The 16,592-nt window shown below is 41.6% G+C and carries 17 protein-coding genes; 10 read left to right on the top strand and 7 right to left on the bottom strand.

Annotated features, from left to right (window positions below; translation table 11 throughout):
• The first annotated feature begins 41 nt into the window (after positions 1-41).
• Together K5Q73_RS06710 and K5Q73_RS06705 are read left to right on the top strand one after the other, a co-directional pair.
• Complete coding sequence (locus K5Q73_RS06710) at positions 42-1,037, top strand: M14 family zinc carboxypeptidase (RefSeq protein ID WP_220759266.1); 996 nt, start codon at positions 42-44, stop codon at positions 1,035-1,037.
• A 42-nt stretch (positions 1,038-1,079) separates the two neighbouring features.
• Positions 1,080-2,066, top strand: coding sequence for an alpha/beta fold hydrolase (locus tag K5Q73_RS06705; RefSeq protein ID WP_220766135.1), 987 nt, complete (start codon positions 1,080-1,082; stop codon positions 2,064-2,066).
• Between the two features lie 183 nt (positions 2,067-2,249).
• Here K5Q73_RS06705 and K5Q73_RS06700 read toward each other — a convergent pair whose 3' ends face one another.
• A complete protein-coding gene (locus K5Q73_RS06700; RefSeq protein ID WP_220759262.1) occupies positions 2,250-2,657 on the bottom strand; it encodes a YccF domain-containing protein in 408 nt (135 codons plus the stop codon).
• Positions 2,658-3,059: 402 nt separating this feature from the next.
• Between K5Q73_RS06700 and K5Q73_RS06695 the strand changes: the two genes are divergently transcribed.
• Entirely contained in the window at positions 3,060-3,977 is a 918-nt protein-coding gene (locus K5Q73_RS06695; protein ID WP_220759260.1) for a pyridoxal-phosphate dependent enzyme, read from the top strand.
• A gap of 536 nt (positions 3,978-4,513) precedes the next feature.
• Here K5Q73_RS06695 and K5Q73_RS06690 read toward each other — a convergent pair.
• Positions 4,514-4,687: a hypothetical protein gene (locus K5Q73_RS06690; protein ID WP_220759259.1), complete on the bottom strand. Its 174-nt coding sequence runs from the start codon at positions 4,685-4,687 to the stop codon at positions 4,514-4,516.
• A 505-nt stretch (positions 4,688-5,192) separates the two neighbouring features.
• On the opposite strand from K5Q73_RS06690, the gene K5Q73_RS06685 reads away from it, so the two are divergent.
• Positions 5,193-6,803, top strand: coding sequence for a mechanosensitive ion channel family protein (locus K5Q73_RS06685; RefSeq protein ID WP_220759257.1), 1,611 nt, complete (start codon positions 5,193-5,195; stop codon positions 6,801-6,803).
• Between the two features lie 59 nt (positions 6,804-6,862).
• Here the strand turns inward: K5Q73_RS06685 and K5Q73_RS06680 are convergent, their stop codons facing one another.
• The 3 genes from K5Q73_RS06680 to K5Q73_RS06670 all read right to left on the bottom strand — a co-directional run bounded on the left by K5Q73_RS06680 (position 6,863) and on the right by K5Q73_RS06670 (position 8,804).
• Positions 6,863-7,528 (bottom strand): ChrR family anti-sigma-E factor, encoded by a 666-nt coding sequence (locus K5Q73_RS06680; RefSeq protein WP_220759256.1) that lies wholly within the window; start codon positions 7,526-7,528, stop codon positions 6,863-6,865.
• Positions 7,521-8,165 carry a sigma-70 family RNA polymerase sigma factor gene (locus K5Q73_RS06675; RefSeq protein WP_220759255.1) on the bottom strand — a complete coding sequence of 215 codons (645 nt, stop codon included), beginning with the start codon at positions 8,163-8,165 and terminating at the stop codon, positions 7,521-7,523. The genes K5Q73_RS06680 and K5Q73_RS06675 overlap by 8 nt, the downstream gene beginning before the upstream one ends.
• Before the next feature lie 72 nt (positions 8,166-8,237).
• Complete coding sequence (locus tag K5Q73_RS06670) at positions 8,238-8,804, bottom strand: LON peptidase substrate-binding domain-containing protein (RefSeq protein ID WP_220759253.1); 567 nt, start codon at positions 8,802-8,804, stop codon at positions 8,238-8,240.
• 215 nt (positions 8,805-9,019) lie between these two features.
• Here K5Q73_RS06670 and K5Q73_RS06665 point away from each other — a divergent pair, with 215 nt between their 5' ends.
• Complete coding sequence (locus K5Q73_RS06665) at positions 9,020-9,964, top strand: chemotaxis protein CheV (protein WP_220759252.1); 945 nt, start codon at positions 9,020-9,022, stop codon at positions 9,962-9,964.
• Between the two features lie 61 nt (positions 9,965-10,025).
• Here K5Q73_RS06665 and K5Q73_RS06660 read toward each other — a convergent pair whose 3' ends face one another.
• Positions 10,026-10,670: a hypothetical protein gene (locus K5Q73_RS06660; protein WP_374706817.1), complete on the bottom strand. Its 645-nt coding sequence runs from the start codon at positions 10,668-10,670 to the stop codon at positions 10,026-10,028.
• An 86-nt stretch (positions 10,671-10,756) separates the two neighbouring features.
• Positions 10,757-11,116, bottom strand: coding sequence for a DUF2750 domain-containing protein (locus tag K5Q73_RS06655; RefSeq protein WP_220759251.1), 360 nt, complete (start codon positions 11,114-11,116; stop codon positions 10,757-10,759).
• Between the two features lie 354 nt (positions 11,117-11,470).
• Here K5Q73_RS06655 and K5Q73_RS06650 point away from each other — a divergent pair, with 354 nt between their 5' ends.
• The 5 genes from K5Q73_RS06650 (at position 11,471) to ushA (ending at position 16,452) form a co-directional block, all read left to right on the top strand.
• Positions 11,471-12,661 (top strand): lytic murein transglycosylase, encoded by a 1,191-nt coding sequence (locus tag K5Q73_RS06650; RefSeq protein WP_220759250.1) that lies wholly within the window; start codon positions 11,471-11,473, stop codon positions 12,659-12,661.
• A 134-nt stretch (positions 12,662-12,795) separates the two neighbouring features.
• On the top strand, positions 12,796-13,278 hold the full coding sequence (locus K5Q73_RS06645; RefSeq protein ID WP_220759248.1) for a peptidylprolyl isomerase: 483 nt from the start codon (positions 12,796-12,798) through the stop codon (positions 13,276-13,278).
• Between the two features lie 73 nt (positions 13,279-13,351).
• Positions 13,352-13,570: a DUF3389 family protein gene (locus K5Q73_RS06640; protein WP_220759247.1), complete on the top strand. Its 219-nt coding sequence runs from the start codon at positions 13,352-13,354 to the stop codon at positions 13,568-13,570.
• 114 nt (positions 13,571-13,684) lie between these two features.
• Complete coding sequence (locus K5Q73_RS06635; protein WP_220759245.1) at positions 13,685-14,365, top strand: alpha/beta hydrolase; 681 nt, start codon at positions 13,685-13,687, stop codon at positions 14,363-14,365.
• 371 nt (positions 14,366-14,736) lie between these two features.
• Positions 14,737-16,452 carry a bifunctional UDP-sugar hydrolase/5'-nucleotidase UshA gene (ushA, locus tag K5Q73_RS06630; protein WP_220759244.1) on the top strand — a complete coding sequence of 572 codons (1,716 nt, stop codon included), beginning with the start codon at positions 14,737-14,739 and terminating at the stop codon, positions 16,450-16,452.
• Positions 16,453-16,592: the final 140 nt, after the last annotated feature.

Here is a 16,592-nt window from a genome sequence, read left to right as displayed (position 1 = left end):
AGCCGTATGCTATCGACACCACACCTCTACCTTGTTAGCCGATGGAAAGTGTTCCGTTTGAGTTAGATACCTTAAATCATCTAATTGCTTGTCATCCTCAATTACGTGCTAAAACACTCGCTGATGTAGAGTATAACGGCAAGTTGTATCCAATTATTCGAGCAGAGCTTGGCTGTACAGATGTTGATGCCCCAACTGTGATGTTTGTTGGCGGGGTGCACGGGGTTGAGCGAATAGGTTGTCAAGTTCAGTTAGCACTTTTGGAGAGCCTAATGACTCGACTGGAGTGGGATGTACAGTTACAGCACTTACTGACTCGCGTGCGCTTATCGTTTGTGCCTATCGTAAATCCAGTCGGTTTAATAAGAGGAACTCGCTGTAATGGGCAAGGGGTGGATTTAATGCGTAATGCGCCAATCACTTCGGCAGATAAGGTGACGTTTTTAGTTGGCGGGCACAAGCTTTCACCTAAATTACCTTGGTATCGAGGTAAGAGCGGTATGGAGCGAGAAACGAGCGCGCTTGTTAATTACGTCAACTCACTGCTTGCAACGAGCTCTAGTGTTATCGCTTTAGATGCTCACTCTGGCTTTGGTATATCGGATCATGTGTGGTTCCCATATGCCAGTAGGCAAAGTCCTATGGATCAAATAGGGCGTATATATCGGCTCAAGCAAGCTTTTGAATCAAGTTTCCCCCATCACAATCATTATCGGTTTTCGCCACAAAGTCTTATTTATCAGACTCATGGTGATATTTGGGATTACCTTGTGGCGCAAAATCACTCGGTGCCATTTGTACCACTAACGCTGGAAATGGGCTCATGGAGTTGGGTAAAGAAAAATCCACGGCAGTTGTTTAATTTTGCTGGTTTATTTAACCCGCAGAAAACCCATAGATACCATCGAACCTTGCGTAAACATACTGTTTTTATGCAATTTTTAATGGACATGGCAGCGAGTCGTACTTTAGAGAAGCTAAGCGATAAACAGTTGCATAAGCTTGATAGCTTGGCTTATCAACTATGGTATGAGTAACGAATTATCAGTTTAACGTGAATTAGATAAAGTGAGGTATAGATGGCTGCGGTGGTGTTGCTCCGAGGACTTATGCGCGATAAGCGCCATTGGGGCGAATTTGAGACTCTACTGCAATCAAGGCTTGGTGGTTGCCATCATGTCTTGGCGATTGATACGATTGGAAATGGTGAGTTTGCTAGTGAGATCAGCCCATTAAATATAATGGATTATACTGCTGCAATCATAGATCAGCTTGTGCAGATTAAAGAAGATGAAATTTATATTGTTGGTTTATCTATGGGGGGCATGATTGCGCTTGAGCTTGGAGCTTGCTTGAAAGAGCATGGCAGCACTTGTTCAAAACAAAGCACACCTAAGAGATTAACTGCACTCTCGCCTACAGAAGAACCACAGGTAAAACCTTTGAATATGCTCGCAAACAAAACCATTTGCGGCATGGTAATCATCAATTCAAGTGCAGCAAATTTATCAGCTTGGTATAAGCGATTTCAGCTTAAGCAGCTAATTCTTGCTTTTAGAAGACGTGTAAAAGGTAGCGACTCGGTTAATGCCCCAAAATTCAGTAATGACAGCTTCTTTAATCAAAGCCCAAATAAAAAATCAGATAACAGCGTTATTGAGCAAGATGACGCCGATAAGGTTAGAGTTGCTAATCAAATAGTCTTTAACAGGCCGTTAAACCCGCTAGAAGCGACGGTCATCGCTTTAACCTCTGCAACCAAAGGGCAGGATATTGAACTTATCACTCGATGGAGCGAGCTTCGAAAAGTCCGTTGTACAAGTTTATTAAATGCTGCAAGGCAGGTTTATGCATCTAGCCGATTTGAAGCAAATCCAGTCAATATTCCTATTACAGTATTTAGCGGCTTGGATGATAAATTAGTCGAGCCGTCTTGCAGCCAAGCATTGGCAACCTATTATCAAGCACCTTTAGTTTCATTTGAGCATGGGGGGCATGATCTAAGCTTGGATTGTGCTGATGATCTTTGTAGCGCTTTGATAAAAACGTGGAAGCTATTACCGTAAGTTAGAAAGTTATTAAGCCGTCAGAAGTTCATTGCTGATTAAGTGCTTGAATCAGCGTTTGAGTATGTTGTGGAGTAAGTTGTGGAGTCAGTGTCTAAGCGGGTAGTGAGATTAGACTGTTTAGCCCCAAATTAGGGGCTAAACATTAAATGGCTTGGCCGTTGCTGAGCTTTACCTACAAGGTTAGGCTCTTGCCACAACAGTTTGACCAATTGGGGTTAAACTTAAAACGGCTAACTTAAGGTGCTGCAGAGCAAATGGGATGCCGATAATTGTTACTGCACAGGCAAAAGCATGGGCGATATGGCCTATCGCTAACCAAATTCCGAAGAATAGGAACCAAATAATATTACCCAGCATACCAAATGTGCCGGTTCCAATGTCATCATTTCCGGTCAATGTACGCCTGTTGATAGAGTCTTGCCCGAATGGCCAGAATGTCATTTCGCCTATCACAAAGCAGGCTCTACCAAATGGGATCCCTATGATACTGATAAAACAGAGTAGCCCTGCAAGCCACCAAGCAAGTCCCATCACAAATCCACCTAAAACAAACCAAGCAATATTAAACACTAAACGAAGAACTGCCATTAAAGGCTCCTTATAAATTTGCATACAGGCTCTTAACCTAATTAGGTATAAGCTATTTTCGTGCCAATATTTAAGTTGTTGTCTTTATTGCTTTAAGTCGCTTTTTCTCTTTGCGGAATATCTCTTTTGACCAAGAATTAGCGATTTAAACACTATTTTTAGTGGTCTAGGTTTCTTTTCGGATCTAAGAGTTAAGAGTCCATTCTCATTCTTAGTTTCATTCTTAGATACGGTTTTCACAGTGTTTATTCTGACTAAGCAAAATGATTACCCAGGAAAAAGGTTAAGGTTTAGAATAGCTCTATTAAAATAGATCGATAAATTATCGTTTAACTAAGTGTTACATTCATCTGAAAAGATGAATGTAACAATTTGCTAAGCAAGCATTTGAGTGAGTAGCCCGTGTTAGTTAATACCCCTGTAGAAAGCATCAATTTTAACGGCAGTCAGATCTATGTGAAGCGGGACGATCTGCTAAGCGAAGAGTTCTCTGGCAATAAAGCCCGAAAATTTGCGTATTTTCTTGATAATGATGTACCAGGCAAGCGAGTACTCGTAGGTCATGGTTCACCTGTTGCAAATTCTCTTTACTCCATGTCTGCACTCGCCAAGCTTAAAGGCTTACAGTTGGACTTCTATGTCGATCATATTGCTGAGCAAGTATTGCTATCGTCAGTTGGTAACTATGCGGCTGCGATAGCTAATGGTGCTAATGTAATCGATCTGTCTAAGGTGCCTGATAGACAAGAGTTAAGCTGCATAGAATATATAGAACAAAAAGTCCTGCCGCAGCGCGATGACTTGTTATTTGTACCTGAAGGCGGGCGCTGTGAATATGCTAGGTATGGTGTACATAAGCTGGCACAAGAAATAATCGATTGGGCGAATATCGAAGAGTTAAGTGAGCTACGAGTCTTTTTACCTTCAGGGACGGGAACGACGGCAGTGTTCCTGAGTGAATACTTAGCCTTACATGCGTCTCATATCCAAGTATTTACCTGCGCCTGTGTAGGCGATGCAGATTACTTAAAACAGCAATTTACTTACCTAGTAGCAGATAATAGTTTGCATCCACAGATTGTTGAATTAAATAAAAAATACCATTTTGGTAAGCTTTATAAACCTTTCTTTGATATGTATAAAAAGATCTCTGCTTCAGGTATAGAGTTTGAATTACTTTATGATCCACTCGGCTGGATGTGCGTCGAGAAGTTGCTAAACAACGAGGCGAAAATACCCATGCTTTATATTCATCAAGGTGGCTTACTGGGTAATGCGACTATGTTGCCAAGATACCAACGTAAATACGCGAATGAGTGAGCAGAAATGGTGATTTAACTTTGAAGCTTCCACTTGGCTTACTGGGTAATGCGGCAGCGATACCAATATAGTTGCCAAGATAGCAACGTAAATACGCTAACGAATGAGTTTAGCGGGATGATTTCACTTGGCTGGATGTGCGTCGATAAGCTGCTAACCAACGTCCCCATGCCGTCTATACATCAAAGTGGTGCGACAGTGATACCAATATAGTTACCAAGATAGCAATGTAAATACGTTAACGAGTGAATTTAACAGGGTGATGTAACGTTGAGGTTTCCACTTGGCTTATTGGGTAATGCGGCAGTGATAGCAAGATAGTAACGTAAATACGCTAACGAGTGAATTTAACAGGGTGATTTAAGATTGAGGTTTCCATTTGGTTAGGCTTAATACCTTTAAAGGTATGGCCTAACCCAAATGAATTGACAAAATAGCTGATTAGATGTGTCAGTCCTATTCGTTTGTCTATGAAGACAAACATTCGATACGAGTGAGAGGAGGTGTATCGAAGAGTCAGTTTTTACTTTTACAGCTTATTTATTGCTAGACAATAACCATTTCATAAATGACAGCGCTTCGGTGCGCTTAGAAAATGTCTGTCTATTTTTGCCTCGACTGTCAGTAAAGGCGATTGATGTTTTGTTGACTGAAATTGAGTCTACTGGAAAGTTTACGGTAATTTCATGTCCATTTACTAGGTATGACATATGGTCACACTCCTTATATTTTTAGCCACCCATTATAGGTAGTGTTTTTTAACAATAAGATATCCTTAGCATTTTTGCGAAAGATGAATTTTAAGTTCTATGTGAGACTACTCATCTTTTTATGCTTATACAAGTCGCTTGTATTCAATAAACTATGTAAAAATGTATGCGGTGTCGCAAAATTCACATAAAATCAAGCTGCTTAAGTTAAGCATAAAGTTATGACAGTGACATGACTGTCAAAAAAGATGGTTGAACCTGTTGAGATAACGCTTATGTGGGGGATCAAACGACGAATCGTGGATTTTACCAAAAGGCGGAAATGACTATCTTAAAGGGTCTATCTTAAAAACTGCGCGAATTATATTCAGTAATAAATCAAAGTCAATAGGTTTTTGCTTATTATTGTCTCAATAATTACTTTAGTTTTACGTTAGCATTTTGTTAAAGTGTCGGCATTGCAAGCTGTAACCCCTCACGGGACGTATTTTTGAATGGAGTCTATATGCTGCGAATTTTTTATTTCTTCTTGCTGCTCATCATGTTTTCTAGCTCATTTTCCGCCCATGCTACTGGGGTCGCATCGGTAGTGACTAAAGCCCAACAATCGAGCGATGAGTCGGAAGCCCAATTACCAAAACAAGAAAGCTTTGATTATCAAGATAGCCTATTTAGAGATACACCAAGAGGTACGCTTGCGGGCCTCTTTGAGGCCGCGTTTGAGCAAGATTATGACAAGGCCTCTAAGTATTTAGATCTTCGATATTTACCAGAAAGCATGGATGCAGAACTTGGGCCTGAATATGCTAAGCAACTGATTGCAATTATTGAGCGTAATATTTGGGTAAATTTACAAGAGGTTGATGATACGCCGAGTGGCAGGAGCAATGATCAACTACCAAATTATCGAGATGCTTTTGGCCGAGTCGAAGTCAAAGGCAGTGAAATCACGTTATTACTGCAAAAAGTACCCAATAAAGAGTTAGGCTCTATTTGGAAGATCTCTAATGCCACCATTGCAAAGGTCCCTCTGTTATACAGTGAGTTGGGCTATGGCCCAGTGGTTGAGTGGTTTGTACAGCACATTCCTCAAGGACATTTATTCAAGCTAAATCTTTGGGAATGGGCGTTACTGGTTTGCTATTTAATATTGGCTTTGCTGGTGGTCATTCCTATTACTTGGGTAGCAAAGAAGCTGATATTACGCAGTGATTATCAGTATAAAGAAGATGTTGCTCATCTTGTGATTGGACCTGCTCGTCTGCTAATTGCCTTATTGCTCGTAAGAGGCTGGATGGCGCATACCACGTTATCGGCGAATGTGATTGAAGTGGTCAATACTGGGGTTTTATTGTTAATCGCGGTGATCTGGTTTATCTGGTCTTTGACCGATGTGATTCAAAATAGCTTACGTTTACGTTGGATTAATCGAGGTAATAGTCAGAGCGCGTCCTTATTAAGGCCGCTTGCTAATTTCACTCGAGTGATGCTGGTGGCTTTATCGGTACTCATTTGGCTAGAACATTTAGGCTTTGATGCCTCAACTATTCTTGCGGGATTGGGCATTGGTGGCATAGCGGTCGCTCTAGCGTCAAAACAGTCTATAGAAAACTTTATTGGCACCATTACTTTGTATTCATCAGCTCCGATTAAGGTGGGCAATATCGGCCGATTTGGCAGTATAACGGGCACCGTCGAGGAAATAGGGCTTCGCTGTACCCGTATTAGAACTATCGACCGTTCGGTGATTAATGTGCCAAATGCGCGGTTATCAGAGATGGATATTGAAAATATTTCTGAGCGAGAAAAAATCCGATTAAAAACCGATATTCGTTTAGATTACCAGACCAGTACTGAGCAAATTCACAATATTATTGATGATATACGCAGCTTGTTAGAAGCGCACGATAAGGTCGAGGAAAGTCCACTGAGGGTGACTTTCAAAGGGTTTGGTTTATATGGATTACAGCTCAATGTTTTTGCCTACATTGGCACAACGGACTTTGCAGAGTTTCAGTTGGTATCGGAAGAATTACACTTTGGCATCATGAATGTAGTGAGTAAGCATGGTTCACGTATTGTGCCTGTGGTGCCTATTGCGGCGACTCAGACGTAGCTCATTGTTCACCTACAAAAAAGGTCGCATTCGCGACCTTTTTCTTCGGTTAACCCTAGCTAGTAAATCAGTTCACCAATCGGGTTGAGCAGTTTACTTATCCCTTTAGTAAAATGCAGAGGTGCATCTACAACGGTATAGCATAAGCATCCATTGGCTGTTTTTGGTGAGTGTTTATGTTGAGCATCAAGTTCAATAAAGTCACCAGGTACATATTGGCTAAACTCATCTTCAAAATAACCCGCTAACAGTAGGGTTATTTCCCTGCCAGTATGGGTGTGTTCGGGAATTTCACCATTAGCATCGATATGTAATAAGCTCGCACGTGCCGTGTCATCATCAGCTTCTAGTCGCATACGGCTTATTTTTCCTAATCCGCTCCATGATTTATTCGCTTGTTGGCTCAATGCGCGCGGCAGTTGGTACTGATAGCCATTGACTTGCACAGTTTGTCTCGACGTTGAGTGGCCAGCTTGTGGCGTTGCTGGTAATTCCATGATCTGAGCCATCATGTTACTGAAGTCCATTCCAGTGTTTGTAGTCTCAAGTAATGGCTTATCGTCCACTAGACTTGCTTGTGCAAGTTGTTCGGTAAGCGCATTTAGTTTGTGTCTACACTCAGTACAAAGTTCACAATGAGCAGATACGGCATTTGCAAGACCGAGATGTAATTTTCCCTGAGCATGCAGTAATAGCATCTCTTCTTTTGGATGATACTTAATCATAATCTTTCTCCAAAATGCTTCTCAGTTTTACAAGGCCTAGTCTAAGTCTTGATTTTATCGTACCTAAAGGCACGTCTAATTTACTGGCGAGTTCTTGTTGACTTAATTCGTGAAGGTAAACTCCTTTGACGACCTGCCTTTGACCTAGGGGCAGGGCGTCTACATGCTTGAGTAACTTTGCTGTGAGAATATGGTCTGGGTGTTCTTCCGCTACAGCGGTTTCAAATACCGGCCAAATATCATCAGCAAAAGTGTCTTCTTTGTTGTGTTGAACCTTTCTAAGCATGTCAAAGCAGCGGTTTCTCATTATAGTAAAAACCCATGTGGTGATTGAGCCTTTTTCTGCATTGAAAAGGTGCGCCTTGGTCCACACGTTTGTCATAGTCTCCTGGACTAAATCAGTCGCTAAACCTTGATTAGCGAGTTTCTGATTGCCAAAGTTGAGAATTTTTGGCGCAAAATAGCCAAATAGCATGGCATAAGCCTGCCTGTCACGGTTTTCCGCCACCTCAGTCAAACATATTGTCAGCTTGTCTATAATCGCTTTTGCGTCTGTGTCGTCCATAGGTTGCTTATTTGTTATTACATAAGCTTTATAATAACCACTTTGACGACTTTGTGACTGAATATTTTGCATTCATACCACTCTTTTAAAATAAAGGCGCTCGTTACAGCCCTACAAGTTATATTGACCAATACGTAAGCGTATTTAATTTAGATCACTTTGTTGTAGCAGATCATCTAACATACTTAACGCGAGGCGATGATCTTTAGCTGCAATACAGTGTTGTTTGTCAAGGACGGGTAAGGGAAGGATCTCTAACCACCTTTGGCAAATCCATGATAAGTCATTAAAATTTTCTATTTCATACTGGTTCAAATGAGTAGGGTAGTGAGTCATTAACTCTTTTAGTAGCAGAGGCAAATTTTGCTGGTTCATCTCTATTGGTATGGACTCCCAACAGGGCAAAATTGTCACTTGTCCTCTTTTTAAGCCATCTTGCTCATTAATAAAGTGCTCAAGCTTAAATTTCTCAACACCAGAAATTGTTATTCCCAGCAGCCCATCTTCTAGGCTTTCAAAGTCAACTATTTTGCAGCGGGTGCCGATGGGCAGAAGCGATTTTTTATCGTCATCTAACATGCACACACCAAAGCCTAAATTGCTTTGCAGTGATTCTTTGACAAGCCTTTGATACCTCACCTCAAATATACGTAGCTGTGTGAAGCCACCAGGCAATATACAAATTGGAAGTGGAAAAAGTGCTAATTCCATAATACTCAGTGCCGTTGTGAATTGAAGTCTTATACGTCAATGCTGCGAATTACGATCAGTTTATTCCAGTGGCTGTCAGCTTTACTATTTGTGCCAAGTTTGGGTAACTCGCTATTCTGTTAAGAAATTACCCAAATTGTGCTTTAGATAAATGATTTATTGACGTAAATCATTATAATCAGGTCAAAAATAATAACCTTTGTAAAGAGACTCCAATGACTCAAATGCTAGCAAGCGTCGATCAACGTACCAAGTTGGTGGGTGAAAACCGACTGGAGTTATTGTTGTTTCGTATCAGTGTGACTCAGCTTTTTGCCATTAATGTATTTAAGGTTAAAGAAGTGGTTAAGGTGCCGGCATTAAGTACAATGCCTGGTAGCCACAGCAGCATTATTGGGGTCGCGAATTTGCGAGGAAGCTCCATACCGGTAATCGATCTCCGTAGAGCAATTGGATTTAGGCCATCTGTTATTCAAGCAGAAAGTAATCTGATCGTGACTGAATATAACCGTTCTGTGCAAGGTTTCTTGGTCGATAAAGTCGAGCATATCGTTAACTTAACTTGGGGCGATATTATGCCACCGCCAAAAACGGTGGGTCGCGATAACTACCTAACGGCAATTACCCGCATTGAATACCAAGATAAGCAAGAGTTGGTGTCAATTATCGACGTGGAAAAAGTGCTCGCCGAGATCATCCATTACGATATTAGGTTGTCTGAAGGCGTGCTAGATGAGCGACTGTTACCTTTGATGCATGGTCGTAAGGTGTTAATTGTTGATGACTCGGCTACAGCGAGAAGGCAAGTAAGGGAAACCCTTGAGCAGCTTGGGTTAGAGGTAATAGAAGCGACTGATGGCCTGATGGCATTAAATCAGCTAAAGCGATGGTGTGATGAAGGCAAAGTGATAACCGATCACATCTTAATGCTGATCACCGATGCTGAGATGCCAGAAATGGATGGTTATAAGCTTACCCATGAAATACGCAGTGATAAACGTATGTCAGATCTGTTTATTACCCTGAACACCTCATTAAGCGGTAGCTTTAATAATGCGATGGTCGAAAAGGTTGGTTGTGATAGGTTTATTTCAAAATTCCAGCCAGATCTGCTGGTCGAAGTTGTGCAGGATAGATTAAGAGAAACGCTAAATAGCTAGCAGATCTCTTAATAAAAGTCTCTTAATAAAAATCTGTTAATAGCAAGAGCACTGAGTAGGCTTAATCTTGGTGCTCTTCTCTTAAGTCATTAATGACTTGTTTTTTTAGTTCAGGCACCGCAGCAATATTAATTTGAGCGATACGAATCGCAAAGCCAAACCTTTCCTTACCAACGATGGCGATTACATCTTCTAGAAAGCGTTTATCTAAGGTGAACTGTTTAGCATAGAATGTAATGGCTTGGCTTACAGAACGGTAACTAACGCCATCAAAACTAAATGCAGCATCGTAGCCATAATCATCAATAACAACGCCATTAAGACTCAATGGCCAGCCGTTATAATTGACGCGGTCACGAGCAATCTCATACATCATCCAGCCACTTTTTTTAAAGCCACCGAATACTTTATCTTCGAATTCAGACTCTTCTAATTCCTGCTTAGTCCAATTAACGCCTATAGCTAAGTGCTTTTCGTAGAACCGCATCAGCTCGTCTTTGACTGCCATCTTACAGTCCCAAATTGAAGTAAGCTTGTGTTGTTTAGCTAACCTTAAGCATTCTTTGCAGCAGGGCACGGTTAAAGAAGGATGAGGGGTATAGGCTTCTTTTAGGTAACTCCATTGCTGATCACTTGGCTCGCCGCAAAACCAGCAGCAATGTCTACGATCGAATGGGATGTCAATTAATGGGGCTAGCTCCAGCACAAAAACAATTCCTTTTAAAAAAACAAAGCGCACAATGGATTAGATTGTGCGCCTTGATTGATACATCGTAATGGCTAACTTAACGATTATTCTTTTTCAACATTCACTAATGATGTTGCTAGAACGATAGGGTCGACTTCTTGGCAGTCTTGATCGGCAATCCAATCCACGCCAATCAGTACGCCATCATCGTTAAGATCGCTAACCCAGAACTCTAGAAACTCTTCTAGAGTGATAGCAACCGCCTGGTAACCTTCCCACTCATCAGTGCAATGGCTCTTAGCTTGCGCTTCTTCAGACCATAAAGGCATTACATCTGTAGCTTCAAATTCAGAAGAGTCGCAAACAACCCAACCTTCACCTGTCTCATCTTGAAGACCCCAAACAACTTGGGATTGTTTTACGTTATTGATGAAAGTTTCTAATGTAGGAGTCGTTTCTGTCATGATTAATCTCTTGTTTGGTTAGATGTCAAAAAGACGGGTCTTGCTAACTAATAGTCTGCAACTGGCTTGTGATTTTAGCAAGTTATTTAAGGTATTTATCTGTGGTCTAAAATGCCTATAGCGGCAGAACTAGGCGGCATTTGTTCGGAAAGTAGACGCTTGCAACACAAACATCATTTGGTGGTAATATTTAAGTGAATTTAGTCTATATTATGCAGCGAACATAGTATGATATTTTACAATGGTATGATGAAACAAAGCACAAGACTTGCGCTAGTTCTTGCGAGTTTAAGCAAAGTTTAATCTAACCTAGGCATTTTATACGTTACAGTCATTCATTTTGGGAGTCTTCAATTGTTAAAATCAATCCCCCTGGCTACAGCGCTTCTTCTTTCCACTTCTGCTGCCTATGCGGCAGACGAGCAGCCAAACTGGGCTAGCTGCGTGGCCGAGCTACAACAAACGGCAAAAGCAGAAGGTTTATCTCAGCAGACCATAGAGACGACTTTGGCTAATGTTAAGTATGTGCCAAGAGTCATAGAGCTGGATCAAAAACAGCCGGAATTTAGTACATCATTTGAAAATTACTTCAGTAAGCGAGTCACTGACTGGCGAGTAGAGCAGGGACGCAAGCTCTATCGCGAGCATAAAGTGTTGTTAGACAAACTGGCAAAAAAGTATGGTGTACCGCCTCAGTATCTACTTTCATTCTGGGGGCTAGAAACCAACTTTGGCTCTTATAAGGGCAAGATGTCGGTATTAGACTCATTGGCAACTTTGGCTTGCGATCCAAGACGCAGTGGATATTTTACTACTGAGTTGATGCAAGCATTAAAGCTTAAAGAGCGTTATAACTTTGCTGAAGCTGATATGGTGGGATCTTGGGCTGGGGCGATGGGACACACTCAATTTATGCCGTCGGCCTATGCAAAATATGCAGTGGATGGTGATGGTGACGGTAAAGCCGATCTGTGGAACAGTACCGAAGATGCGTTAACCTCAGCGGCAAACTTTTTACAAAACCTAGGTTGGAAGCGCAATGAGCGTTGGGGCCGAGAAGTGACCTTACCGGAAAACTTCTCCTACGCGCATCTAGGTAAGGCTGAATCTCAGCCTCTTATTCGTTGGGCTGAGTTGGGGATTACCCAAACCGATGGCTCACCGCTGAGCACGCCAGACATGCAAGCAGCGCTCTACCTGCCATCAGGACATACTGGCCCAGCGTTTTTAGGTTATGACAATTTCGATGTGATTATGCGCTGGAATCGCTCAACCTTTTATGCCATCGCAGTTGGCCATTTAGCTGACAGGATCAATGGCGCCGTGGCACTTAAAGTGGCACCACCTAAGATGCCTAATTTAAGCCGAGCTCGGGTTAAAGAACTGCAAAATCAGTTGAATCAGTTAGGTTACGATGTGGGCAAGGCTGATGGCATTTTGGGCTCAAAGTCTGTTAAAGGCTTGCAGAGTTTTCAGAAGAGTCAGGGACTTGTTGCTGACGGCTACCCAGATGAAGCGACGTTTAAGGCGTTAAAAGTTAAGTAAGCAGCTAACTTAACATGCAAGCTTACAGTGATTGATATCATTTTATTTGTCTCAATTAGATAACACTAGAGGCTTGAGGCGAGTTTTGCTAAGCTGCGGCCACTAAATTAGAGTTTACAGTGTTAAGGAATACCATGAGTATTAAAGACGATTCAGTTGTGCAATTTAACTACACATTGCGTGATGAGAAGGGTGAAGAATTAGAAACCAATCAAGGTCTAGAGCCAATCGCCTACCTTCATGGCCATGACAACATGATGCCAGGTGTTGAAGATGCACTAACAGGTAAAGACGTCGGTGCTAAGTTTTCTGTGACTCTGCCTGCCAGTGAAACCTATGGTGAGCGTAATGAAGACGCGGAGCAACGCGTGTCAGTCAAGCATCTTCAAGGCGCTAGCGTGTGGAAACCGGGTATGCGTGCATTGATCAACACAGATCAAGGCCAGCGCCAAGTCACTATTCTAAAAGTGGGTAAGTTTATGGCAACAGTAGATGTTAATCATCCACTAGCAGGCCGTGAATTAACCTTCGACCTTGAAGTCATGGATGTCCGTGACGCGACGAGCGAAGAGATTGCCCATGGTCATGCCCACGGTAAAGGCGGACACCAACACTAAACTGTCTTTGTCAGTTGATTAAAGCCCAACTGTGTTGGGCTTTTTTATTGCATTTTAGAGATATTAACTCGTTATGATTGTTCAATTTTCTGTTGGAAAACTCATTATTTCACCATTTGAAGTACAGGTGCGCCTAGAAAATGGTTGCCAGTTATATGCCATGGTTGATGACATCAAATTTCATCAAGATGCACTGATGCTTGTGGCCGATGCGGGAGCTGTACGCTGGAATCTTAAACTCGATTCAATAGAGCAATTACAAGATATCAAACAAGAGCTGGGTATTGCTTAACGTACGGCCATTCTTCTGAATAATGCAGCTTTTATTGTTTTAATACTCGGCGTCCAAATTCGCTTTGCCAATGTTATTTTGGCTTTGTGACAATACTAAATAGAAAGGAACTTTATGTCTGTTGACCATTTAGAACGTATTACAATCGAACCTACGCAAGAGGCTAAAGCCTGTGTTATCTGGCTTCATGGTCTAGGTGACTCAGGTGCGGGTTTTGCCCCAGTAGTACCAGCATTAGGCTTAGAGGCTGAACATCGTATTCGTTTTATATTCCCTCATGCACCAGAGCAAGCTGTGACCATTAATGGTGGTTATGTTATGCGTGCCTGGTACGACATTAAGAGTATGGACCTACACGAAAGAGCAGATAAACAGGGTGTAGAGCAGAGCGAGAAGCAGATCATCGCACTTATCGAAGAGCAAGTGGCACTAGGGATCCCAACTGAAAATATCGTATTAGCAGGTTTTAGCCAAGGCGGTGTAATGAGCCTTTATACCGGGCTTAGATTACCATACAAACTCGCAGGGATAATGGCGCTGTCATGTTACCTTCCAAGTGGTGACTCTTTGCCTGATGGGCTTTCGAGTGTGAATCGTGACACGCCAATTTTACAGCATCATGGCATTGAAGATGATGTGGTACCGGTTGATGCCGGTAAGATGGCATACGAATTACTGCAAGGTGCAGGCTTTAATAATCAGTGGAAAACATACAATATGCCTCACAGTGTGTTGCCTCAACAGCTACAAGATATCTCTGCTTGGCTAAAATCAGTGCTGCCATACGGTAAGTAAAATCTGTTTGGTTGTTTTTTGAACAGGTCGGAGCGTTAATATATCGTTCGGCCTGTTCGCTATTGAGGATAATAGCCAACATTATTGTGATAACTGTAACGCGCTGTATTGGCGCTTATTATTTTAATAATCGTCTCAAAATAAGTCCCTCTCCAAGTATTTCCTTTTTTATTCAGTTTGGCCTGTTCTTGATAGTGAAATATCTGTTGCGTAAATATCAATCAAAATAGTTACTTAGGCTGTATTTTGAAACAAAAATGCCACAAATTATCTTTATGCTTTGCTAAGATGGATCGCAGCTAAAGCGAGTTAAGCTTGAGCTAGATAACTATAAATTACAGTATATTAAAATAATCAAGGGGTTGATTGTAATGAAAATGACTTTATTAAAAGGATTAGTTGCTACGGCTGTAGTATCTGCGTTAACAGCTTGTGGCAGCGACAATAATAATGATGATGGCTCTATTAGCACTTTACCGACCACATGTATCGAAGCTGGAGATGCTTGTACTAAGTTCACTGTATTACATACTAATGATAATCATGGTCGCTTCTTTGAAAATAAGCATGGCGAGTATGGCATGGCTGCTCGTAAGTCATTAATTGATAAGATCCGTGCTGAAGTTGAAGCAAACGGCGGTGAGTCAATCTTACTTTCTGGCGGTGACGTAAACACTGGTGTGCCTGAATCTGATTTACAAGATGCACGTCCAGATTTTGTTGGTATGAATCTAATCGGTTATGACGCCATGGCTGTTGGTAATCATGAATTTGATAATCCATTATCGACAGTTGATATGCAGCGTGAGCTTGCTGAATTCCCAATGCTAGCTGCAAACATATATGACAAAGTATCAGGCGAGCGATATTTTGACGCCTATAAAGTATTTACTGTTAATGGGATCCGAATTGCCGTAGTGGGTCTTACAACTGAAGATACAGCAAAAATTGCGAATCCTGAGTTTGTTAGTGGGCTTGAGTTTACAGATCCAAAAGAAGAACTGAAGAAGGTCATTCAAGCGATCAAAGATGCAGATGAAGCTGATTTGGTTTTTGCGACTACTCATATGGGTCACTATGCTGACGGAGCTAACGGAAATAATGCACCAGGTGATGTAGCGCTTGCCCGAGCAATGGCTGAAGGTGACTTAGCCGCTGTTATCGGTGGTCATTCTCAAAACCCTGTATGTATGGAAGGCAGCGAATACGCTGATTTTGTCGCGGGTGGAGAGTGTAAGCCTGATTTACAGAACGGTACATTTATCATGCAAGCTCACGAGTGGGGTAAGTATGTTGGTCAAGCTAATTTTGAGTATTTCAATAATAAGCTACACTTAGCAAGCTATAAGTTAATTCCTGTTAACTTAAAGAAGAAAAATGAAGCTGGTGACCGTGTTCTTATCGGTGAGGCCATTACACCGGACGCTACACTACTTGAAATTATGCAACAGTATCAGGATAAAGGTCAGGAAGGGCTATCTGAAGTTATTGGTACGACAGATGGTAAACTTGAAGGTGATCGTGGTGTTGTACGAACTCAACAAACAAATTTAGGCCTGCTGATTGCGCAAGCCCAGCGAAGCAAAGTCGATGCCGATTTTGCGGTAATGAATTCAGGTGGAGTACGTGATTCAATTGAAACTGGTGAGATCACTTATAAAGATGTCCTTACTGTTCAACCATTTGGCAACTCAATTACTAAAAGTACTTTGACTGGAGCTGAAATTACAGATTATCTGAATGTTGTTGCGACAGTCGATATCGGTGCTGAAGGTTCTGGTGCATATCCACAACTTGCAGGTATTAAGATGGAAGTTGATTGTGAAGCGAAGACCGTTGTTATTAACGATATCAACGGCAAAGGATATGATGCTAACGCAATGTATAGCTTTACTGTTCCTAGCTACAATGCCGCTGGTGGTGATGGTTACCCAGTGTTAACCCCAGTTATGACGGGCTATGTAGACGCCGAAGTTATGTATACCTTCATCAAGGATATTGGTGATATTAAGATTGCACAATTCGCTCCAGTAGCGGGAGATGTGCAATTCGTAAACAGCAAAAGCACCAAGGCATGTCAGCTATAATTGCTTAAGTTGAATTGATAGAAAGCAGCCTGATGGCTGCTTTTTTTATGTTTATTAAATTAACCATGTTTGAAATTATTAGTTTTCATTTTTTAAATTATTTTTGAATAACCCTTGAAAACAAAATTAACGGCTACATA

It is taken from the genome of Shewanella sp. MBTL60-112-B2 (genome assembly GCF_019655055.1).
GTDB lineage: Bacteria > Pseudomonadota > Gammaproteobacteria > Enterobacterales > Shewanellaceae > Shewanella.
Note: the sequence above shows the minus strand (reverse complement) of the source record. Positions and strands in the feature narration are given on the sequence as shown.